The sequence below is a fragment of the Bradyrhizobium sp. UFLA05-153 genome, assembly GCF_054185185.1.
The window spans coordinates 39,321-60,970 of the sequence record NZ_JBBIAM010000013.1 but is presented as its reverse complement, the minus strand read 5'-3'; the positions used below and the strand labels follow the sequence as shown (position 1 = coordinate 60,970).

Here is a 21,650-nt window from a genome sequence, read left to right as displayed (position 1 = left end):
ATGCGCATCATAGGCCTTGCGGGGCGGCGGCTCGCCGCCTCGATCCCGACCCTGTTCCTGATCCTGATCGGCGTCTTCCTGCTGCTGCAACTCGCGCCGGGAGACACCGTCGACGCGCTGATGGCGCAGATGGGTGGCGGCGATGCCGCGACCGCGCACGAGCTGCGTAAGTTCTACGGCCTCGACCTCTCGGTCCCGGCGCAGCTCGCCAACTATCTCTGGCACCTGGTGCGCCTCGATCTCGGCTTCTCATCGATCTACGGCAAGCCGGTCGCGACCGTGATCATGGAACGGCTGCCGCCGACCATCCTCTTGATGACGGCCTCGCTGTCCTTCGCGTTCTTCTTTGGCCTGGTGTTCGGCGTGATCGCCTCGCGCGCCGTCAACAAATGGCCCGATACGCTGATCTCGACGTTCGGCCTGATCTTTTACGCCACGCCCTCATTCTGGTTCGGCCTGATGGCCATCGTCGCGTTCTCGATCTATCTGCAATGGCTTCCCGCCGGTGGCTTCGAGGACATCGGCGAGGTGCGGACCGGCATCTTCCGCATCATCGACATCGCGCGCCACCTCATCCTACCGACGCTGACGCTCGGGCTGATCTTCCTTGCGATCTACCTGCGCATCATGCGCGCTTCGATGCTCGAGGTCTTGAACCTCGACTATGTCCGCACCGCGCGCGCCAAGGGCCTCGACGAGACCCGCGTCGTCACGCAACACGTGCTGCGCAACGCGCTGCTGCCGATGGTGACGCTGATCGGCCTGCAGGCGGGCACCATGCTCGGCGGCTCGGTGGTGGTGGAGAGCGTGTTCTCGCTGCCGGGCCTTGGGCGGCTCGCCTATGAATCCGTGATCCAGCGCGATCTCAACACGCTGCTCGGCATCGTCTTCGTCTCGGCGCTCTTGGTCATCGTCGTCAACTTCGTCGTTGACCTCCTCTACGCGCGGCTCGACCCGCGCATCTCGGCGGAGGGCTGAGATGGACGCCGCAAAGCGCTATTTCCGCAGCCCGGCGGCCGTGATCGGCCTCGTGCTCCTGCTCGCCGTGATCGCGATGGCGATCTCGGCCGGCGTGCTCTATCCGCGCGATCCGCTGGCGCTCGCCGGTCGTCCCTTGGTGTGGCCGTTCACCAATCCACGCTTCCCGCTCGGCACCGACAATTCGGGACGCGATATCGCGGCGCAGATCTTCTACGGCGCGCGGATCTCGCTGCTGATTGGGGGCGTCGCCACCGTGATCGCCGTTGCCATCGGCACGCTGATCGGGGCATTTGCCGGCTACTATGGCGGCTGGGTCGACAATATCCTGATGCGGATCACGGAAGCCTTCCAGACACTGCCGAATTTCGTGCTGCTGCTGGTGCTGGTCGCCGTGTTCGGTTCCACGCTGACGACGGTGACGATCGCGATCGGCATCGTGTCCTGGCCGGCGCCGGCACGGCTGACCCGCGCCGAGTTCCTGTCGCTGCGCAACCGCGAATTCGTGCAGGCGGGGCGCACGCTCGGCATGAGGGACCTCCAGCTCATCCTCGGCGAGATCCTGCCCAACGCGCTGCCGCCGGTGATCGTCTATGCCAGCGTGGTGATGGCACTCTCGATCCTGCTCGAGAGCGCGCTCGCTTTCCTGCGGCTCTCTGATCCCAACGTCGCATCCTGGGGCAACCTGATCGGTCTCGGGCGCGACGTTCTGCGCGTGCAGTGGTACGTCTCGGCTATTCCCGGCATCGCCATCCTCGTCACCGTGCTCGCGGTCTCGCTGGTCGGCCAGGGCCTGAACGATGCGCTCAATCCGAGGCTGAAGAGCCGATGAGCGACGCACCGGTCCTCTCGCTGGAAGGCCTCAGCGTCCTCCTGCCGAGGGGCGCCGATCGCTCGCATGCGCTGAACGACGTGTCGCTGTCGATCGCCTCGAACGAGATCCTCTGCGTCGTCGGCGAATCCGGTTCCGGCAAGTCGATGATGGCCAACGCCATCATGCGGCTGTTGCCGGGCGAGGTCGGAATCGAGGCCGGCCGAATGATGTTCGACGGCCGCGATCTCTGCACGACCGATCCGGCCGCGATGCGCGAGGTGCGCGGCGCCGGTATTGCCATGATCTTCCAGGAGCCGATGACCGCGCTCAATCCACTGCGCACCGTCGGCGACCAGATCGCAGAGATGTTCCGGATCCACACCGATCTCTCCAAGGCGCAGATCGGCGCGCGGGTGCTGTCGCTGCTCGAAGACGTCCGCATCCCCAATCCGAGGGCTGCGGCCAAGGCCTATCCGCACGAACTTTCCGGCGGCCAGCGCCAGCGTGCGATGATCGCGATGGCGCTGGCGCTCGACCCAAAGCTGCTGATCGCGGACGAGCCGACCACCGCGCTCGACGTCACCACGCAGGCGCAGATCCTGAAGCTGATCCGCGATCTCCAGCAGCGCAAGAAGACGGCGGTGCTGTTCATCACTCACGATTTCGGTGTCGTCGCCGAGATCGCCGACCGCGTCGTGGTGATGCAGCACGGCAAGATCGTGGAACAAGGCACGGCCGATGACGTGCTGAACCGCCCGGCCCACGCCTACACGAAGCAGCTCATCGCCGCCGTCCCGCCGCTGACGGCGCCGCCGCCGCGGCCGCTGTCATCGGACAGCATCCTCACCATCACCAACGTTGCCAAGACCTATCGCACCGGCGGCTTTCTCGGCCGCGGTGCGCGTGTTACCGCGGCGGTGAAGGACGCGTCGTTGACGCTGCCCAAGGGCGCGACGCTCGGCATCGTCGGCGAGTCCGGCTCGGGCAAGTCGACGCTGGCGCGCTGCATCGTGCGTCTGATCGATCCCGACCACGGCGCGATCCTGCTCGACGGCAAGGATTGGGCGAAGCTGCCGCGCGACGAGATCCGCCGCGAAACCCGTCACATCCAGATGGTGTTCCAGGACCCCTTCGCCTCGCTCAATCCACGGCGCAAGGCTGCGGAGCTGGTCGCACAGGGTCCGATCGTCCACGGCACGCCGCGCGCGATCGCCATGACTGAAGCCAGGGAGCTGTTCGCGCTGGTCGGGCTCGACCCATCTGCCGGCGACCGCTTCCCGCACGAATTCTCCGGCGGCCAGCGCCAGCGCATCGGGCTCGCACGCGCGCTTGCACTCAAGCCGGACGTCCTGATCGCGGACGAGCCGGTATCCGCGCTCGACGTGTCGGTGCAGGCACAGGTCCTGAAACTGCTCGGCGAATTGCGCGAACGGCTCGGGCTCTCGATCGTCTTCATCACCCACGACCTGCGCGTTGCGGCGCAGGTCTGCGACCTCGTCGCGGTCATGAAGGACGGCGAGATCGTCGAGCACGGGCTGGTGGCTGACGTGTTCGGCCGGCCGCAACATCCTTACACCCAAGCGCTGCTCGCCTCGGTCCCGGGCGGCGCGTTCGCACGGAAGCATCAGAGGGCCGTGTAACGGAGCGGACTTGCGCCAATTGGCCGCGGCGCTTCAGCCCAATGCCGGCGCCGGAGCGGCCTTTCCGATGCGCGCGGTCTCCTGGGCCAGAGGCAGGGTGAACTGGAACGCCGCCCCTCGCGGTTCGTTCGCGCCGACCCACATCTTCCCGCCATGTGCCTCGATGATCGAATGGCAGATGGCGAGCCCCATCCCCATGCCTTCAGACTTGGTGGTGTAGAACGGCTCGAACACGCGGCCCACGCTCTTCGGATCGAGCCCAGGGCCGGAATCCCGTACGCTGATGACGACGCCGTTCGTATCGTTCCTGCCGGTGGAGATGAACAGCTCGCGCGCGCCTCCGCGGACGTGACTCATCGCCTCGACGGCATTGATGATCAGGTTGAGAACCACCTGCTGGAGCTGAACCCGGTCCGCCTGGACGGGTGGCAAGCCTTCGGCGAACTGCATCCGCACCGTGACGTCGTGCTTCAGCACTTCGCTGTGCGTCAAGGTCATGACCTCGCGCACCAGCTGATTGATCTCCAGGTCCTCCATCTGCGGCGGCGCGTTCTTGATGAGGGCACGGATTCGGCTGATGATATCGCTGGCCCGCATGCCGTCGCTGATGATCCAGCCCAGCGTCTGTCCGACTTCGTCCAGATTGGGCGGCCGCGCGCCGAGCCAGTTCAACCCGGCTCGCGCGTTCGCCACAGTGGCAGCGATCGGCTGGCTGATTTCGTGAGCGATCGATGCGGTCAGCTCGCCCATGGTCGTGACGCGGTTGGTGTGCGCGAGCTCCATCAGGGCCTCGCGATAGCGCCGCTCGTTCTCGCGCGCCTCGGCCTCCACCCGCTTGAGCTCGCTCAGATCGAGAACGAAGCCGACGCCCTGGCTTCTGTTGTCCTCGAACATTGCTCCACCGATCAGGACCGGCACGCGGCTGCCGTCCTTGCGAAAATACTCCTTCTCGAACGGCTGGACGGTCCCGATCCGCTCGAGCTCGGCGACGTGCTGCGCGTCGTGGCCATGCCATTCGGTCGGTGTGAGCGTGGCGCGATGCAGACGGCCCGCGGCAAGGTCCTCGCGGTCATATCCGACGATCCTCAAGAACGCATCGTTGGCTTCGAAAATGCGTCCCTCCAGATCCCAGATGATGATCCCGATGATGTTGGAATCGAACAGGCGCCGGATCTTCGTGTCGCGCGCGAGGAGGTCGCTCTGGAGCTGGACGTTCTCCTCGGTCGCCATCCGCCGCCGTCTCGCCTCGATGCGCGCCAGCGCCAGCGCCGCACCGGCCAAAGCGACGACGAAAACGACAGTCGCGATGGTGAGCCGGGTCCTGCGCTGCTCGAGCTCGTCGGCGGCTTTGTCGAGATCGACCTGGCGGAGCCGTTCCTGATCGACCATCAAATCGATTTGCGATCGGATGTCTTCCATGCCGCGAATCATCGCCAGCGCCGCCAGCCCGGATTCGCGCGCCGCCGTCTTGACGATGTCGTCGATCTCCTTGAGCTTCGCCGAAAGGGTCAAGGCAAGATGCTCGGCGCGAAGGCTCTGCAACGGATCCTTCGCGACGAGCGCCTGCAGCGCCTCGGCCTGCCGTCGCACGCTTTCGTCAGAGACGCCGTAAGCCTTCAGATAGGCCGGGTCGAGAGTGAGCAGATACCCGTGCCTTTCGGCTTCCAGGTCGGCGATGATCGCTTTGAGACGATCGAACGTCTCGAACACGTTGCGGCTGTGCGTGAGCGAAACATTGAGCGCCTCCCGATCGCGCCAGTAGCGCAGGCCGAGAATCCCGGTCACTGCGAGCAGAATGACGAGCCCCGCGACCACTGGGATCAGCGGCCGTGCAAACCACCGCAAGATATGGCCCGAAGCAAGGATTGACATTGGCGCTAAGTCTTCCATGCTCGCAGGCGCATTTTCTGGTGCCAAGGCCAGAGCATGGCTAGAATAATAGCATGAACCGCCCCGCATTGGGGAACCGGAAACTCAATATTCTCCGCATGTTACTCCGGCTTCGGAGTTGATCATTCGGCTTTGACGAAGCCGGGGCGCGTCACAGGTTGCGAGTTGTGAACGACTGACCGCAACGAGGAGCATCAAGATGGCGCCAAATGAAAACTCGCGTAACGGCCGAGCACCGACCAGCCGGCGCAGCTTCATCAAGACATTGGGCATGGCAGGAATCATCGTGCCGGCCCTCACGACGTGGCCGCGGAGCAGTCTCGCCGAGGAGGCCAGCGCGGACTATGCCAATGCCAAGATCGACTGGAAGCAATTTGCGGGGCAGACGATCACGCTGATGGGCGCGATCCATCCGTGGTCGAGCGCGATCACGCCACTGCTGCCGGAATTCACCAAGCTCACCGGCATCAAGGTCGTCACCGACTTCCAGCTTGAGACCACCTATTTGAGCGCGATCCCGGTTCTGCTCGCGCGCGGCGGCAATACGCCTGACGTATTCATGTTCACGACCTATGGCCAAGGCATCTCGGGCGGATGGCTCGAGCCGCTCAACGCCCATTACGCCAACAAGTCGCTGGCCGATCCCGCCTGGTATGACGAGAGTGATCTCCTGAAGACCGCACGCGCTTTTCCGGTTTGGTCCGACGGCGAGCGCTACGCCGTCCCCATCACCTCCGAGGCGATGACGCTGTTCATCAACACCGATGCATTGGCGGCCAAGAACCTGCCGGTGCCGCAGACCTTCGACGAGTTGCTCGCAACCGCCAAGGCGGTCAAGAGCAGCGACATGGCGGGAATTGCGATGCGGGCACAGGCCGGCGGCAATTCGACCCCGCCGGCGATGGGCTTCGTGTTCTCTTACGGCGGGTCCATGGTCAACAAGGACGGCACGGCCGCCTTCGGCAGTCCCGAGGCGATCGAGGCCATCGACATGTACGCGCGGCTGCTCAGCCAGGCAGGACCTGCAAATGTGGGCACCTATGAATGGTATCAGGTGCTCGACGATTTCCTCCAGGCGAGAACCGCAATGGCGATCGACAGCAGCAACTTCGCCACTGACATCTCCAATCCGGGGAAGAGCCGCGTCGCCAAGCAGGCGGGGTTTGCACCCTTCCCGCACCTTCCCGGCAAGACGCCCGTCCCCTTCATGTCGCACTGGCAGGCCTGCGTGAATTCAAAGTCGCAGAACAAGCGGGCCGCGTTCCTGTTCCTGCTCTGGGCGACGAGCAGGCCGACCTCGCTGCAAACTGCCGCTGCGGGTCTTGCGACGACACGCGTCTCCGCCTGGTCGAGCAAGGGCTTCAAGGACGCCTTTGGCGCGCAGGCAGCCGAAGCAGCGCTGGCGAACTTGCAGAACGCCGATGTCGAGCGCGCCAAGGCGATCCTGTTCCATCCGCAACAGCGGCGCCTCCTGGACGCCTTCATGATCGGCGTCAATGAAGTGGTCTCGGGCAACAAGACGGCGAAGGCGGTGATGCCCGTCGCCGCCGAACGCGCGAATGCGGCGATCCGCGGATAGTAGCCGCGGCGATCGCGCCGCGCGCGAGCGCGATGAGTCATCATCGCGCTCTAGCGCTTTATTCGCGCATGATCTTTCCGGAAAACCGCTGCACACTTTTCCGGATCGCGCCTTTAGATCTCGCGCGCGTCGCGGCGCCGGTAGACCAGCAGCATCAGCGGCGCGAGCTTGCGCATCAGGCCATGCGCCGGGATCGGCACCGGATTGGTTAACGGCAGCGCGAGCTCGCCGTCCGGCACGCCGCGCACGGCTTTCGCAAGCTGATCGCCAAGCGGGATCGTCAGCGCCACCGCGCGGCCGTTGCAGCCGGTCCAGCCATAGGCGTCCGGCCCGAGCTTGTGGATCCGTGGCAGGAAATCCGAGGTCATGCCGACATAGCCGTTCCAGACATAGTCGAAGTTGACCTCGCCGATCTGCGGCCAGAGCCGCTGCAAGCGCTCGGCGACGCGCGCCTTCAGTCGCTCCGCCTTGTTGCCGGGCCCGATCACGGCGCCGCCGGTGACGAGGCGATTGCGCGCGTCGTAACGGGCGAAATAGAGCTCGCCATGGGTATCCGACATCGCCTGCCGCGCCGCAATGATGGTCTTCCTGACATTGTCCGACAGCGGCTGCGTCACCATCTGCCAGGACAGTACCGGCATCACCTCGTGCGCGATGTCGGGCACGAGCTGTTTCGAGAATTCGCTGCTATAGGCATTGGTCGCCATCACCAGTGCACGGCCGGAGATCTCGCCCTTTTCCGTCTTCACCACCCATTTATCGTTGCGCCGCTCAAAACTCACTGCTGGGGAGCGTGCGTAGATGCGCGCGCCGAGGCCGAGCACGCTGCGCGCCAGTCCGCGCGCCAGCGCCAGCGGATTGATGTGGCCGCCTGTCCTGTTCCAGAAGCCGCCATACCAGGCCTCCGAGCCCAGCATGTCCCTCACCTGCTCGCGCGAGAGCAGTTCGACGGGCGCGCCGAATTTCGACCATTGCCGCACCCGCCGCTCGGCGATCTTGATGCGGCCGGGCGAATGCACCGGCTGCACCCAGCCCGCCTGCTCCTGTTCGGCCTCGATGCCATAACGCCGCGCCACCTCGAACAGCGTCGATGCGCTGTCGCGCAACAGATGCACGAAGCGCTCGCCCACCGCGCCGTGCCGCGCGATGATGTCCTCGGGATCGGGACGCGACAAAGTCGGGATCACCTGGCCGTTGTTGCGGCCGGAGGCGCCCCAGCCCGGCTCAGCCGCCTCTACGATCGCGACATCGACGCCGGCTTCGCGCAAGTGCAACGCCGTCGACAGCCCCGTGAAGCCGCCGCCGACCACGACCACATCCGCCTTCTCAGCTCCAATCAGCTCCGGCAATTCGGGCCCGTTCGGCGTGACCGCGGCCCACAGCGAATGCGGCCAGGTGACGGTTGAACCACTCATCATCAATCTTTCCAAATTGTCCCAAGCGTCACGAGACACCGCATCTGCGGCTGTCGCAGTTGACAGCCGCTTGCGGGTGCGTTGTCGTGCTCGCCAGCCTAATCCACCCATTCATGCCGGGGAAATCAAGTGGCCCTCAAAAACGTCATCGGAATCGACCACGCCGTGGTCATGGTGAAGGATCTCGACAAGGCCGCAGAAAACTACAAGCGGCTCGGCTTCACCGTCTCGCCGCGCGGCACCCACAGCGCGCATATGGGATCGGGCAATTACACCATCATGTTCGACCCCGACTATATGGAATTGCTCGGAGTGCTCGCACCGACGGAACAAAATGCTCCGGCGCGCGCCTTTCTCGAAAAGCACGGCGAGGGCATCGAGCGCATCGCCTTTACCGCGGTCGACTCCACGGCCGGAGCGGAGGAGATCCGCGCGCACGGATTTCCTCCGGTCGGCCCGGTCGATTTCGAGCGGCCGGTGACGCTGCCAAACGGCACCGTGTCGGCGGCGAAATTTCGCGTCTTCCACTGGCCGGTGGCGGAAGCGCCGGGCGGCGTGCGCATCTTCGCCTGCCAGCACAAGACGCGCGAGACGGTGTGGATTCCCGAACTGATGACGCACGCCAACGGAGCGAAGCGGCTGAAGCAGGTCCTGATCGCGAGCCCCGAGCCTGCGAAGGACGCCGCGCATCTGTCGCGCCTGATCGACCGCGAGGCAAAAGCCGAAGCCGACGGCGCGGTGACCGTGCCCTCCGGCGGCGACCGCGCCGATTTCGTATTCCTGACGCTCGACCAGCTTGGCAAGCGCTATCCCGGCGTGTCGCTCGCAGGTCTTGCCGAACGAGGCGGTGCCGCACTCGTGCTGGCGAGCGGCGATCTCTTGGCGACCGAGAAGGCGCTCGGTGCAGCCGCCACGCGCAGCGGCGCTGCGATCTGCGTGGCGCCGGCCGCGGCCAACGGCACCCTGCTCGCCTTCGTTGCCGGCTGATTTGAGCTAATTCTTTAACAAGCGTTTTACCCCGCGGCCCTAGATTTCCAGCGGATCAAGCCGCCGGGGGCTCAATGCGCATGTTTAGAGAAGGCTCATTTCGAGAAGGCGCGCGTATCGCCTATGATGCGCCGGCCGAACTGAAGAAGTGGCCGTCGCTGAAGGGCCAGCGCCTCAAAGACAGGGGTCCGCCCTATCTCGTCTACAACGGCACGCTCGCCGAATGCGTGCGCGAGTTGCTGGCAAAACCCATCAAGGGCATCTCGCTCTACGACATCATGACGAGGCCGCAGCCGGCCTTCGACCAGACTGTTCTGTCGCCGGGCGACGCCGCCGAGACCGCGATGCGCAAGGACTTTCCGAAGGGCTAGCCACCCGTCTGCTGAGGTCGACGATCAGCCGGCAAGCACGTTACGTCCGCGAGCTCCTTGCCAGCGGCCGGCTCTGCGCAGGGGCTATCGCTTCTCCCGGCCGATCCAGAAAGACCACCGGCGTTCCACGCTTGATGTTCGCACCGAGTGTCAGCGCATCCCAGTTGGTCAGTCGGATGCAACCGTGCGAGGCCGACTTGCTCACCTTGCCGGGATCGGGGGTGCCGTGAATGCCGTAGCCTTCGGCGGACAGGTTGATCCAGGTCGAGCCGACAGGGTTGTTCGGACCGGGCTTGATCGTGAAAGGTCTTTTCGATTTCACACCCTTGAACCTGTAATCCGGATTGTAGCGATAGGTCGGATTTCGATTGATGGCCGTCACTTTCAGCGTGCCGCTCGGCGTCGGCTTCTCTGAACTGCCGACCGTCGCAGGATAGAACGCGAGCAGCTTTCCGCTTGCGTCAAATGCCTTCAGCGTCTGCCGCGCCTTGTCGATTTCGACGCGCGCGACCGGCATCGCATTCTGCTGACCGATGACGTTTGCAACGGCGATCGTCTCGCCTGCCATGTCGAACTTTTTCCCAGGGTTGATCGCGTTGAGCAACGCCTCGCTCATGTGGAATTTCTCGGCGAGCGCCTCGCGCGGGCTGGTGTAGCTCAGCGCCTCCAGGCTCTTCATGTCCTCCATCTTCGCCGGCAGCTTCATGAGGAACGGTCCCTTCACGTCCGCTTCGGTGATTTTGTAATCGACGATGGCCGGACCGTCGCTCGTCGCCGTGAGCTTGTCCCAGAGATCCGGCGTGATCGTCTTGTCGAGATTGAGCTCATTTGCTTCGGCAAACGCGGACAGGGCCTTCTGCGCGTTCTCGCCAAGCTTGCCGTCGATCTCGCCCGGAGAGAAGTGCGCGCGATCGAGCAGGATCTGAAGCTTGACGATGGAGCTGCTCGGCTTGTCTGAGCCCGTCGGCTTCGCCGGCATGGCTGCATCATTGATGGCAGCGGGATCGAGCCCACCTGCGATGACAGGCGTCATCGCAAGGAACGAGAGCACCGCAGCGACAAGGGATCGCAACATGCTGCATCCTCAGCCTAACATTCTCCGTAAAGTCACGGGACGCGATGAAGTTCCTCAGCGAGGAAAATACGGTGTTCCTGCGGGGAACAGCAAAGATCGCAGCTTCGCCGCAATCGACTCCTTAAAAAGTCCCTATCGGCAGCGCACTTGCAGCCAACTCACCACAATTGAGGTTCACACAAGCAATGCGATTTGTTTTCGCGGCGCTCGCCGCGTTCCTCGTCCTGATGCTCGACCTCGATGGACCGGCCACTCCGCCATCGCGCGCCAACAATCTCCTCCTCGCAACCAGTCCATCCGAACAAATCTCCTCAGCCTTGGCAGCGCTGTTTGAAAGTGCCAAGGCCGACGAACAGTCGAACACGATACGCGCACAAGAGAGTTCTCCCCCGTCGGACACGCCAGCGGATACCACCACCGAACGCAAGGCGGAGGAGTCGCCGCACGATGCATTCTGCCACGCGCTGCGCGAGGCCGCCGAGAATAGCGAAATCCCGGTCCCGTTCTTTGCACGCCTGATCTGGCAGGAGAGCCGCTTCCGCTCGAACGAGGTCAGTCACGCCGGGGCGCGAGGCGTCGCGCAATTCATGCCGGAAACCGCAGCCGAAGTCGGGCTCGACGATCCCTTCGATCCATTCAAGGCGCTGCCCGCGTCCGCAAGGCTGCTGCGCAAGCTGCGGGATGATTTCGGCAACCTTGGCCTCGCAGCAGCGGCCTACAACGCCGGAAGCGGCCGCATACAGAAATGGCTGGCGAAGCAGAGCGCCCTTCCGCGCGAGACACGCGATTACGTCCGCATCATCACCGGCACCAAGGCGGAAGACTGGATCGAGGACGCCGACATGCTCGCGATCCGCATTGATCTGCCCAGCGAAGCGCCGTGCGAAGGCATCGGCGGGCTGTCCAAGACCAGAGAGGTCGCATTCGTCTCGGCATTGCCTACGGCTGGTGTCACCGCGCTGCTGCAGAAGGCGCAAGCTGCGGAGACCGCCGCACAGCTTGCGGTTCACGGGGGGCGCAAGCGGCTCGCCTTGCTGATCCGGAAAAGCAGGCCATCGGCGGGTGCCGCGCGGCTCAGCAAGGCACGCAGCACGATCGCCGCGCGTGCAGCCAGAGGCGCGAAGGCTCGCGTTCGCATCGCATCGCGCGAGCGGTCGTCGAGCTAGCGCGCAGACCCGCGCGTCGACCGGTTGATGTGCCCGCGGATTCTGCGTTGAATGCGGCGTCCATCATTCCGGACGGAACTCAAGAACGCGAACGCGGAACCCGCGATGCCTTCCAAGAGTGCCGGGATCATCGCCTACCGAATGCGGCCGCCGGGTATAGAGGTTCTCCTCGTTCATCCCGGCGGCCCGTTCTGGCGCAACAAGGATTTCGGCGCCTGGTCCATTCCAAAGGGCGAATACGCCGATGGACAGGAGGCCGACGCAGCCGCACGACGGGAGTTCGCTGAAGAGCTCGGAACGGAGCTGACGGCACCGCTGATCGAGCTCGGTCAGGTCAAGCAGCGCGGCGGCAAGATCGTCACGGCCTTCGCCGCCGAGTTCGACATCGATCCGCACAACATTCGCAGCAACACCTTCGAGATCGAATGGCCGCCGCGTAGCGGCAAGCGGCAGAGCTTTCCCGAGGTGGACCGCGCCGAATGGTTCGCGCTCGATGCGGCACGCGAGAAGATCAATGCCGGCCAGCGTCCGCTGCTCGATCGGCTGGCGCAGCGCGTTGGCGGCGGCTCGGGATAGCTCGCGCTGGCGCGCCTGCCCCCAAAACAAAATCTTCGAAAACGACCCCATGCAAAGTAGCCGGAGGCCGCCGGCATAGTGACACGTCGGGCAAATCAGTGGCAAACTGCCAACATCCCCATTCCCTTCCGACGCTGCCTGCTCAGACCGGTTTCTCGTCATCCATCACTGGCGAGGTGACCACCAGGAACACGAGATCGACCAGGCCCGAGTTCGAGATCGCGTGCTCGACGCCGGGCGGCAGAAAAATCACGTCGTGCTTGCGCACGACATGGTTCTTGCCGGCGATCTCCATCAGCCCCTCGCCTTCGAGCACGTGGTAGACCTGCTCTTGCACCTTGTGATGGTGGCGGGCGACATAGGCCATCGGCTGGTACATCGAGATCCGGTAGTCGATGTGGCGCGAGCCTGCATTCTCCGGCATCACCAGCGGCTTCGACAGCGCGCCGCCGAAATGGTTGGGGAATTCGCGCCAGGGCACTTCGGCGATGTGGCGGATGAAGGCGCCGTTGGTTTCGTCTGCCATGGTCGAACTCCCTTCCGGATCAGCTCACGAGCGCGCCGCCGTCGACATACACGATCGAGCCCGTGGCAAAACCGTTGGCCATGAAGCTCAGGATCTGCTGCGCGATGTCTTCTGCTGCACCGACGCGGCCGACCGGCAGCGCGGCGGCCGTCTTTGCCAACATTTCGCGCCGCGCCGCTTCGGGCATCGCAGCGCGGATCGGCGTGTCGATCACACCGGGCGACACCGCATTGACGCGAACCGGTGCGAGCTCGAGCGCCAGCGCACGCGCGAGCGATTCCAGCGCGCCGTTCGCTGCACTAATGATCGCCGAATTCGGACGCGGCCGCAGGCTGAGAAAGCCTGTGACCAACGTCAGCGAGCCGCCAGGCCTGATCTCTGCTTCGCGCGCCACCCGCCAGGCGCCCCAGAATTTTCCTTCCATCGTGCTGCGCACGTCGTCCATGGCGACGGTCTTGAACGGACCCGTCTTGAGCTCTGCCGCCGTCAGCACGACGTGATCGACCGGGCCGGTGCGGCGGAACAGATCGGCGATGCTGTCATCGCTGGTCACGTCGGCCGGAATCGCGATCACATTCAACCGCTCGGCGACCGCATCGAGCTTTGCGGCGTTGCGCGAGGCGATAATGACGTCGGCGCCCTGCTTCTTGGCGAGCTCGGCCGTGGCGAGCCCAATGCCGGAGGAGCCGCCGACCACTACGACCTTCTTGCCTGCGAGCGTCATTCCCGTGTCCCCTGTTGTTGTCTTGAAAGTCGCTGCCGCGCGATCAGTCCGGCTGATAGCGCGTGCCGATGCCCGCCTTGCTTTGGCCGAGCCCCGGCAGCTCCCACACGCCGGCGCCGGCCGGGTTGACGTCTGCGGCGATATCGACGTCGATAAGATAGGGCTTGTTGGCGGCGATGCCCTTGCGGATGGCCTCGCCAATATCTGCGGCGCGATCCACCCGCACGCCTTCGACGCCGCAGGAACGCGCCATCGCCGCAAAATCGGGATTGTAGCGCTCGCCCGTGACGGGATCCTTGAAGTCGGTTGCGAGCTCGCGGCCGCCGAGATAGCCGCGCTGCAAGCCGCGGATCGATGCATAGGCGTAGTTGTTCCAGACCACCCACACCACGGGCAGATTATATTCGACGGCGGTACCCAGCACGTTGGCGTGCATGAAGAAGGCGCCGTCGCCGCACACCGAGACGCAGGGACGATCGGGCGCGGCGAACTTCGCGCCCATCACGCCGGCGACGCCAAAGCCCATCGGGCCAAAGCCCATCGAGCCGATCAGCGAATCCGGCCGCTTCGGCTTGCAGAAGCCCAAGAGCCAATTGTGGTGCACGCCGATGTCACTGACAAGGATCGCATCCTCCGGCAACGCTTTGTCGATCTCGGCCGCGGCGCGCTGCGGATTGATCGGCGTGGTGTCGTCTGAGAATCCCGGCGCGACGAACTTGTCCCACTCCTTGCGGTAGCCATCGATCTGCGCCAGCCATTTCTTTCGCGCATCGGATTTCCTGAAGAGGTTATCGCGACGATCAAGCTCGGCATGCACCTGCCGCAGGAAGGTGCGGACGTCGGCCATCAGCCCGAGTGCGACGGGATAGTTGCGGCCGATCTCCTCGGGATCGATGTCGACGTGGATGAGCCGCGTCGGCGGGATGGTGAAGGAATAACCGGGAATCCACGAGCTCGATGTGCGGTCGTCGAAGCGGACACCGAGCGCGAGCAGCACATCAGCCTGACGCGTCGCATGATTGGCCTGGTAATGTCCCGCGCGGGCGACGAGCCCGAGCGCCAGCGGATGGTTGACGTCGAGCGCGCCGAGACCTGAGGCCGACGCTGCGACGGGGATCTGCAAGCGCTCGGCGAGCCAGCGCAGTTCGTCCGCAGCACCGCCGTAACGCACGCCCTGCCCGACCAGCATCACCGGCCGCTCGGCCGAGAGCAGCATGTCGACGGCCTCGACCACACCGTCGGGATCGGCGCCGCAACGGCTCGAGATGTTGGCGTTCCACTCGATCGCCTTCGGCGCCTCTTCTGCGGCCGATTCCATGAAGACGTCGAAGGGAACATCGACCACCACCGGCCCCGGCCGTCCCGTGATCATGGTCTTCCAGGCCTGCCGCACCGCGAGCGGCACCATCTCGCCGCGCGTCGGCTGAAACACCTTCTTGCAGATCGAACGCACGGTGGAGGGAAAGTCGGCCTGATGGTGCCGGTACATTTCCTGGAACGCGCCGCGATTGAACTGGCTGGTCGGCACGTTGCCGGTGATCGCCATGAACGGCACGGAATCGAGGAAGGCATTCGCAAGCGAGATCGGTAAATTGGCCGAGCCGGGCCCGCAGGAGGTGAAGGTTGCGGTCGGCCGCCCGGAGACGCGGTAATAGACGTCGGCCATGAAGCCGGCGACGCTCTCATGATGAACCGAGATCGTCTTGATCTCGGACGAACGCTCATACAGCGCGTCGATGAACTGGATATTGCCGTGGCCGCAGAGCCCGAACACCTGCGGCACCTTCTCCTGGATCAGGTAGTCGACAATGACCTGGGCGCCGTTGAGCATGTTTCGCGACATTCAACTCGTCTCCCTGTGGCCCGACGGCTTCTTCTTCGACTTCTTCGACGCGGCGGCCATCGTTGAGCCGCCGGCACCCTATTTCTCATAATGCTGTACGTCAATTTATATTGTGATAGTCTATCTTCTGGGGAAACCCGCGGTGCCCCGCGCCTGCCGCGTGCTAGTGTCAGGACTGGAGCCATGATGGATTCATCGAAGGGGGCCTTTTCCTTGAGATCGCGCACCAAGCCCAGCACCAGCGAAAAGCCCGCAAGCCCGCGCAAGGCGGCCGTTGCAAAACTGGTCCCGCCGACACAGGCGGATGGCGACGACGCCGACGACAAGCAGCGCGCCGGCGGCGTGCAGTCGCTCGGCCGCGCCTTCTCGATTCTGGAAGAGGTTGCGCGCCACCGCGAAGGGATCGGCCTTGCGGAATTGAGCAAGCTCGTCGGCCTGCACAACTCGACCACCTTTCATCTCGCCAAAACGCTGGTCTCGCTCGGCTATCTCCGCCAGGAGAAGGACAACAAGCGCTACCGCATCGGCCGTCCGCTGTTCGCGCTTGCCGCATCCGCGCTCGACGAGATCGAGATGGTCAATGTCGCAACGCCTGTGCTGGAGGCTCTATCCCGCGAGACCAGCGAAAGTAGCCATTTTGCCGTGCGCATGGGCGATGCCGTGATCGTCATCGCGCGGACCAGCGGGCCCGGCGCATTCCAGCTCACGGACCGCGTCGGCGTGGTCCGGCCTGCGCACTGCACTGCGCTCGGCAAGATCATTCTCGCTTCGCTCCGCCCCGAGCAGCTCAAGCGCTTCCTCGATCGTGCCGAGCTGAAGCCGTCGACGCCCAAATCCATCACCGATGCCGGCGTGCTGATGCGCGAGATCGCCGAGGTGCAGCGTACCGGCGTTGCCTTCGACGACGGCGAGTTCAATCCGGAAGTGCGCTGCGTTGCGGTGCCGGTTTTGGATTTCACCGGACAGGTGATCGGGGCGCTCGGCATTTCCGGACCGATCTGGCGATTGTCGAACCAGGCACTGCATGCAAGCGCACAGGTCGTACAAGTCGCGGCCAACCGGCTCTCCGCGGAGTTCGGTGCCAAAACAACTGCGTCCAGGCCGGCTGCGAAAAAAGTCTAAGGCGCGCGCAAGCGGTGATTTTGCCGGTTGACACCGGCGATGCCGTTCGGGATTATCCTTCCGCATTAAAAAAACGTCTCTCACAATATCGCAATGTCGATGCTGAAGGGGGACACCGCGATGCACTGGGGAGGAGGCTTTGAGATGATCCGCACCAGCCGACGGACATTGTTGAAGGCGAGCGCGGCGTTGGCCGGCGCATCCGCGCTCGGATTCCCCGCGATCGCGCGCGCCCAGGCGGAGAAGATCAGGATCGGCCACCTGACGCCGCTGACGGGCTTTCTCGGCGTGATCGGCGGCTACGCCCAGCTCGGGGTGAAGCTCGCCGCTGAGGAGATCAACCAGTCCGGCGGCATTCTGGGCAAGCAGATCGATCTGCTCTCGGAAGACTCCATCAACCCCGCGACCGCCGCGACCAAGGCGCAGCGCATGCTGGAGCAGGACGGCGCCGTGGTGCTGCTCGGCGAAATCTCGTCAGCCTCCTCGCTCACCATCATGCAGGTCGCCGAGCGCAACAAGAAGGTGTTCTTCTCGACCGGTGCGCGCTCCGACGCGCTGCGCGGCAAGAACTGCAACAAATACTCATTCCACTGCGACATCCCCAACACCGTGATGGTCAATGCGGTCGGCACGGCGCTCTCGCAGAAAGGCATGGTGAAGGGCAAAAAGTTCTTCACGCTCACCGCCGACTACATCTTCGGCCACGACCTCCTGAAGGCGGCGAAGGCGTTCTTCGGCACGCACGAGGCCAACCTGATCGGCGACGAGCTGATCGCGACCGACGTCACCGATTTCAGCCCGTATCTTCTGAAGGTGCGGCAGGCCAAGCCCGATGTGGTGTGCTGCAACCTCGCCGGCAACCAGGTCACCAATCTCGTCAAGCAATATGCCGAGTTCGGCCTGCCCTATCCGCTGGTCGGCTTCAATCTCAACACCGGCGATGCCTGGGCGGCGGGCGCCGGCAATCTCAGCGGCACCTGGCCGACGGTCTGGTATCACACGCTCGACAACCCGACGTCGAAGGCGTTCGTCGCCGCCTTCGGCAAAAAATACGGCAAGCCGCCGGAAAACCACGCCTGGATCGACTACGTCACGCTGAAGCTGCTCGCGGAGGCGATCAACACGACCAAATCGACCGACAGCGGCGAGCTGATCTCCTATTTCGAGAAACAGTCGCAGTTCGACATCGGCAAGGCGCGCAAGGCCTATTTCCGCTCCTGGGACCATCAGCTCGTGCAGGAGGCCTATCCGTTCACGGTGAAGCCGAAGGAACAGATGAAGGACCAGTGGGACATGCTTGTGCTGGGCGATGCCGTGCCGGCAGCGAACGATCCGCTGGAACAGATCTATCCGACCAGGGAACAGAACCCCTGCGACATGAAGGCCTGACGCGCGCTCTCGCGCAAAATAGTCAGTTGGCACCAGCGGCGACGGCGGAGAGCCGGCGCCGCTTTTGCCAAGGCGATGGATGCAACATGCAGTTCGAGTTCTTGCTGGAACAGGTGGTGAATGGCCTCGTGCTCGGCGGCTATTACCTCCTCATCGCGCTCGGACTATCGCTGATCTTCTCCGTCGGCGGCATCGTCAATCTCGCGCATGGCGCTTTCTATGCGCTCGGCGCCTATGTCTTCGTCGAGCTGACGCACCATCTCGGCTTCGGCGCGTCGGTGGTGATCTCGCCGCTCGCCGTCGCGCTGCTCGGCATCGTCTTCGAGCGCTTCATCCTGCGCCGGTTCTATACGTCCGACCCGATCCTCAGTCTTCTCGTGACCTTCGGCCTTGCGATGGTCGCCGAGCAGGCGATCCGCATGATCTGGGGCGCGGCGCCAGTGTCGGCCGAGATTCCGCAAAGCTTTCGCGGCTCGGTCATCCTCGGTGATTTCCTGTTCTCGCGCTATCGCCTGCTGATATTGGCGGTGGTGGCAGTGGTGCTCGTCGGCATCTGGCTGCTCCTGCACAAGACCTCGTTCGGACGCGTGGTGCGCGCCGGCATCCAGCGGCCGGACATGGTCGCTAGCCTCGGCATCCGCCTCCAGCCCTACATGACCGCAATCGTCATGCTCGGCGTCGGCATGGCTGCGCTCGGCGGCGCCTTCTTCGCGCCGATCACCACCGTGCATCCGGCGATGGGCGCCGAGATCATGACGGTCGCCTTCGTCGTCGTCGTGATCGGCGGCCTCGGCAGCTTTTGGGGCGTCGTCATCGCCGCCCTCCTCGTCGGCGTCGTGCGCGGCATCGCGATTCATTTCCAGCCGGCCGCGGGCGAAGCCTCGATCTACATCCTGATGTTCCTGGTGCTGCTGGTGCGCCCGCGCGGCCTGCTCGGCGAGCGCATCGAGAAGTTCGAATGAGGCGCGCATCCACCTTCGACAGGCTGAAGCCGCTGCTGATCGCAGCGATTGCAGTGATCGCACTGCCGTTCGTGCTCAGGGCCCTCGGCCTGTCGCTCAACACCGGCACCTGGGTGGTAGGCCTTGCGATCGCCACCATGGGGCTGAACCTCTGCATCGGCTATACCGGCCTCGTCTCCTTCGGCCACAGCACCTGGTTCGGCGTCGGCGCGTACGCGGCCGGGCTGATCCAGCTTCGCTTCTTCCCCGGCGAGATCTGGCTGCCGCTGCTGCTCTCGACGCTCGTCGTCGCCGCGGCTTCAGTGGTGGTCGGCGCGCTGATCCTGCGCCGGCGCGGCGTCTATTTCTCACTTTTGACGCTGGCGCTCGCAGCGCTCGTCTATACGACCGCGTTCCGCTGGACGAGCCTGACCGGCGGCGAGGATGGCCTCGGCGGGCTGAAGCGCGGCCGCATCGGCCCGCTCGATCTCGACAATTCGCTCGCCTACTACGCCGTCGTCGCCGTCATCGGCCTTGTCGTACTCTACGTCCTGTTGCGCCTGGTGCGCTCGCCCTTCGGCCATGTGCTGGTCGCGATCCGCGAGAACCAGCTGCGCGCGACGTTCCAAGGCTACCCGGTCGAACGCTACAAGCTCGCGGTGTTCGTAATCTCGGCAGTCGTCACGGGCATCGCCGGCGCGCTGATCGCGTTCCTGAACTATCTCGTCTCGGCCGAGGCCGTCTCGGTGCCGTTCGCCGGCGAACTGCTTGCGATGGTCGTGATCGGCGGCATGCGCAGCATGCTGGGCCCCGCGTTAGGCGCGCTGTTCTTCATCCTGTTCCGCGAGCTGTTCTCGATCTGGACGTCGGACTGGCTGTTCTGGTTCGGCATCACTTTCGTCGCCTTCGTGATGTATTCGCCCGGCGGCCTCGTCGGCATCGGCACGCTGATCATGCGTCGCGTCCACCCTCCCGGCGAAGAGTCGGCCGCGATGAGCCGGCGCAAGATCTATGACGGCTTGGAGCTGCCGGCCTTCCTGCGGCCGCAAGCGCTGACCGGGACGGTGCTGGAGGTGAGCGGCGTCTCGAAGAAGTTCGGCGGTATCCGCGCCGTGCACGATGCGAGCATCACCGTCGGGGCCGGCGAAATTCACGCACTGATCGGGCCGAACGGCGCCGGCAAGACCACGCTGTTCAACCTGGTCTCCGGCCTCTACGCGCCGGATCAGGGCAGCATCCGTCTCAACGGCCGCGACGTCGCGGGCCTGCCGTCGAACCTGATCTGCCATCAGGGGCTGGCGCGCTCGTTCCAGATCACCAACCTGTTCCGTGGCCTGACCATCTACGAGAATTTAAGGCTCTCGCTTCAGGCGCGCCGGCCGATGCGCTTCAACATCTGGAACGACATCGACGCGTACGACGACATCCACGCCGAGACTGCGGAGCTGATCAAATTCCTTGGGCTCGAGGGCATCGAGGAGATCGAGGGCGGCGAGCTTTCCTATGGTGGACAGCGGCTTGTTGATCTGGGCATCGCGCTCGGCTCGAAGCCGCAGGTGCTGCTGCTCGACGAGCCTCTCGCGGGGCTTGCCGCCGCCGAGCGCGAGCGCGTCTCCAGCCTCGTCACGAACATCGCCGCCAACATCCCGGTGCTGATCGTCGAGCACGACATCGATCGCGTGCTCGGCTTCTCAGCCGTCGTCACGGTGATGAACCAGGGCGAAGTACTGATGTCGGGCTGCCCCGAGGCGGTGCGCGCAGACCTCAGGGTGCAGGAGATCTACACCGGCACGGGCATTCCCGCCGTCGCGCATCAACGCAGCGACGATGCCGCAAGCGAGACGAAACCGATCCTGCGCTTCGAGCGCGTCAACACGTTCTACGGCAAAAGCCACATCCTGAGCGACGCCTCGCTCGACGTGCGCGAAGGCGAGATCGTCGCGCTCCTGGGCCGCAACGGCGCCGGCAAGTCGACGCTGCTGAAGACGCTGGCCGGCTTGGTCCCAGCGGCATCAGGCAGCATCGACTATCGCGGCGAGGACATCGCGCATCTGGCGGCGCCCGACATTGCGCGCCGCGGCATCGGCTATGTGCCGCAGGGCCGCGGCCTGTTCGCCGGCATGACCGTGCGCGAGAACCTCGCGCTCGGCCGCCTCGCCCGCAAGACCGACGGCAGCGACGGCGTGGTCTGGGACGAGGCACAGATCCTGCACACCTTCCCGCGGCTGAAGGAACGCATGAACGTCGCGGCTGATTATCTGTCCGGCGGCGAGCAGCAGATGGTGGCGGTGGCCCGTGCGATGTCCGGCAATGTCCGCCTGCTGCTGCTCGACGAACCCTTCGAGGGACTTGCGCCGGCGGTGACGCTCGAGCTGTTCAAAGTGTTCGACCAGCTCCGGCGGCACATGTCGATCGTGATCGTCGAGCACAATCTCGACCTCGTGCTCGCCCTCGCCGACCGCGTCTTCGCGCTGGAGCGCGGCACGGTGTTCCACCAGGGCCCGGCCAAGCCGCTGCTGACCGACCTCAGCTATCGCAAGCAGATCCTGTGGCTGTAGGCCAGCGGAGGCAGGCAGCCGGCGGGGCGACTTACGATTTTACGAAATAATTTGAC

18 protein-coding genes are annotated in these 21,650 nt (G+C 64.6%); 12 read left to right on the top strand and 6 right to left on the bottom strand.

Features of this window, described 5'->3' with window-relative positions; all coding sequences use genetic code 11:
* The 3 genes from Q2941_RS10565 to Q2941_RS10555 are packed head-to-tail and all read left to right on the top strand — an operon-like array spanning position 1 to position 3,432.
* Positions 1-978, top strand: coding sequence for an ABC transporter permease (locus Q2941_RS10565; protein ID WP_458192408.1), 978 nt, complete (start codon positions 1-3; stop codon positions 976-978).
* A gap of 1 nt (position 979) precedes the next feature.
* Positions 980-1,810, top strand: coding sequence for an ABC transporter permease (locus Q2941_RS10560; protein ID WP_027526813.1), 831 nt, complete (start codon positions 980-982; stop codon positions 1,808-1,810).
* Positions 1,807-3,432, top strand: a complete 1,626-nt coding sequence (locus Q2941_RS10555) for an ABC transporter ATP-binding protein (RefSeq protein WP_458192407.1) — start codon at positions 1,807-1,809, stop codon at positions 3,430-3,432. Before Q2941_RS10560 ends, Q2941_RS10555 begins: the two co-directional genes overlap by 4 nt.
* A 33-nt stretch (positions 3,433-3,465) precedes the next feature.
* On the opposite strand, the gene Q2941_RS10550 is transcribed toward Q2941_RS10555, so the two are convergent.
* Positions 3,466-5,304, bottom strand: a complete 1,839-nt coding sequence (locus Q2941_RS10550; RefSeq protein ID WP_458192406.1) for an ATP-binding protein — start codon at positions 5,302-5,304, stop codon at positions 3,466-3,468.
* Between the two features lie 217 nt (positions 5,305-5,521).
* On the opposite strand from Q2941_RS10550, the gene Q2941_RS10545 reads away from it, so the two are divergent.
* Entirely contained in the window at positions 5,522-6,901 is a 1,380-nt protein-coding gene (locus Q2941_RS10545; protein WP_458192405.1) for an ABC transporter substrate-binding protein, read from the top strand.
* A 113-nt stretch (positions 6,902-7,014) separates the two neighbouring features.
* On the opposite strand, the gene Q2941_RS10540 is transcribed toward Q2941_RS10545, so the two are convergent.
* Positions 7,015-8,316, bottom strand: coding sequence for an NAD(P)/FAD-dependent oxidoreductase (locus Q2941_RS10540; RefSeq protein ID WP_458192441.1), 1,302 nt, complete (start codon positions 8,314-8,316; stop codon positions 7,015-7,017).
* Between the two features lie 129 nt (positions 8,317-8,445).
* Here Q2941_RS10540 and Q2941_RS10535 point away from each other — a divergent pair, with 129 nt between their 5' ends.
* The gene (locus tag Q2941_RS10535) at positions 8,446-9,303 is read left to right on the top strand and encodes a VOC family protein (protein WP_254107114.1); all 858 of its coding nucleotides are present in this window, start codon (positions 8,446-8,448) and stop codon (positions 9,301-9,303) included.
* A gap of 74 nt (positions 9,304-9,377) precedes the next feature.
* Positions 9,378-9,674, top strand: a complete 297-nt coding sequence (locus Q2941_RS10530) for a hypothetical protein (RefSeq protein ID WP_458192404.1) — start codon at positions 9,378-9,380, stop codon at positions 9,672-9,674.
* Positions 9,675-9,714: 40 nt separating this feature from the next.
* Here Q2941_RS10530 and Q2941_RS10525 read toward each other — a convergent pair whose 3' ends face one another.
* Positions 9,715-10,749, bottom strand: coding sequence for a L,D-transpeptidase (locus Q2941_RS10525; RefSeq protein ID WP_027526819.1), 1,035 nt, complete (start codon positions 10,747-10,749; stop codon positions 9,715-9,717).
* A gap of 185 nt (positions 10,750-10,934) precedes the next feature.
* Between Q2941_RS10525 and Q2941_RS10520 the strand changes: the two genes are divergently transcribed.
* Both Q2941_RS10520 and Q2941_RS10515 read left to right on the top strand, forming a co-directional pair.
* Positions 10,935-11,915 carry a lytic transglycosylase domain-containing protein gene (locus tag Q2941_RS10520; RefSeq protein WP_254107116.1) on the top strand — a complete coding sequence of 327 codons (981 nt, stop codon included), beginning with the start codon at positions 10,935-10,937 and terminating at the stop codon, positions 11,913-11,915.
* A gap of 105 nt (positions 11,916-12,020) precedes the next feature.
* Complete coding sequence (locus Q2941_RS10515; protein WP_027526821.1) at positions 12,021-12,491, top strand: NUDIX hydrolase; 471 nt, start codon at positions 12,021-12,023, stop codon at positions 12,489-12,491.
* 142 nt (positions 12,492-12,633) lie between these two features.
* Here Q2941_RS10515 and Q2941_RS10510 read toward each other — a convergent pair whose 3' ends face one another.
* From Q2941_RS10510 to Q2941_RS10500, 3 genes are read right to left on the bottom strand one after another with little or no spacing between them, the layout of a single operon-like run.
* Positions 12,634-13,017, bottom strand: coding sequence for a cupin domain-containing protein (locus Q2941_RS10510; RefSeq protein WP_254107117.1), 384 nt, complete (start codon positions 13,015-13,017; stop codon positions 12,634-12,636).
* Between the two features lie 19 nt (positions 13,018-13,036).
* A complete protein-coding gene (locus tag Q2941_RS10505) occupies positions 13,037-13,741 on the bottom strand; it encodes an SDR family oxidoreductase (protein WP_254107118.1) in 705 nt (234 codons plus the stop codon).
* A gap of 43 nt (positions 13,742-13,784) precedes the next feature.
* Positions 13,785-15,584 (bottom strand): thiamine pyrophosphate-binding protein, encoded by a 1,800-nt coding sequence (locus Q2941_RS10500; protein ID WP_254107119.1) that lies wholly within the window; start codon positions 15,582-15,584, stop codon positions 13,785-13,787.
* Positions 15,585-15,767: 183 nt separating this feature from the next.
* Here Q2941_RS10500 and Q2941_RS10495 point away from each other — a divergent pair, with 183 nt between their 5' ends.
* The 4 genes from Q2941_RS10495 to Q2941_RS10480 all read left to right on the top strand — a co-directional run bounded on the left by Q2941_RS10495 (position 15,768) and on the right by Q2941_RS10480 (position 21,594).
* Complete coding sequence (locus tag Q2941_RS10495; protein WP_458192403.1) at positions 15,768-16,706, top strand: IclR family transcriptional regulator; 939 nt, start codon at positions 15,768-15,770, stop codon at positions 16,704-16,706.
* 144 nt (positions 16,707-16,850) lie between these two features.
* Positions 16,851-18,095, top strand: coding sequence for an ABC transporter substrate-binding protein (locus Q2941_RS10490; protein WP_458192402.1), 1,245 nt, complete (start codon positions 16,851-16,853; stop codon positions 18,093-18,095).
* 86 nt (positions 18,096-18,181) lie between these two features.
* Complete coding sequence (locus Q2941_RS10485) at positions 18,182-19,057, top strand: branched-chain amino acid ABC transporter permease (RefSeq protein ID WP_458192401.1); 876 nt, start codon at positions 18,182-18,184, stop codon at positions 19,055-19,057.
* Positions 19,054-21,594, top strand: coding sequence for a branched-chain amino acid ABC transporter ATP-binding protein/permease (locus Q2941_RS10480; protein WP_458192400.1), 2,541 nt, complete (start codon positions 19,054-19,056; stop codon positions 21,592-21,594). Before Q2941_RS10485 ends, Q2941_RS10480 begins: the two co-directional genes overlap by 4 nt.
* Positions 21,595-21,650 lie beyond the last annotated feature (56 nt).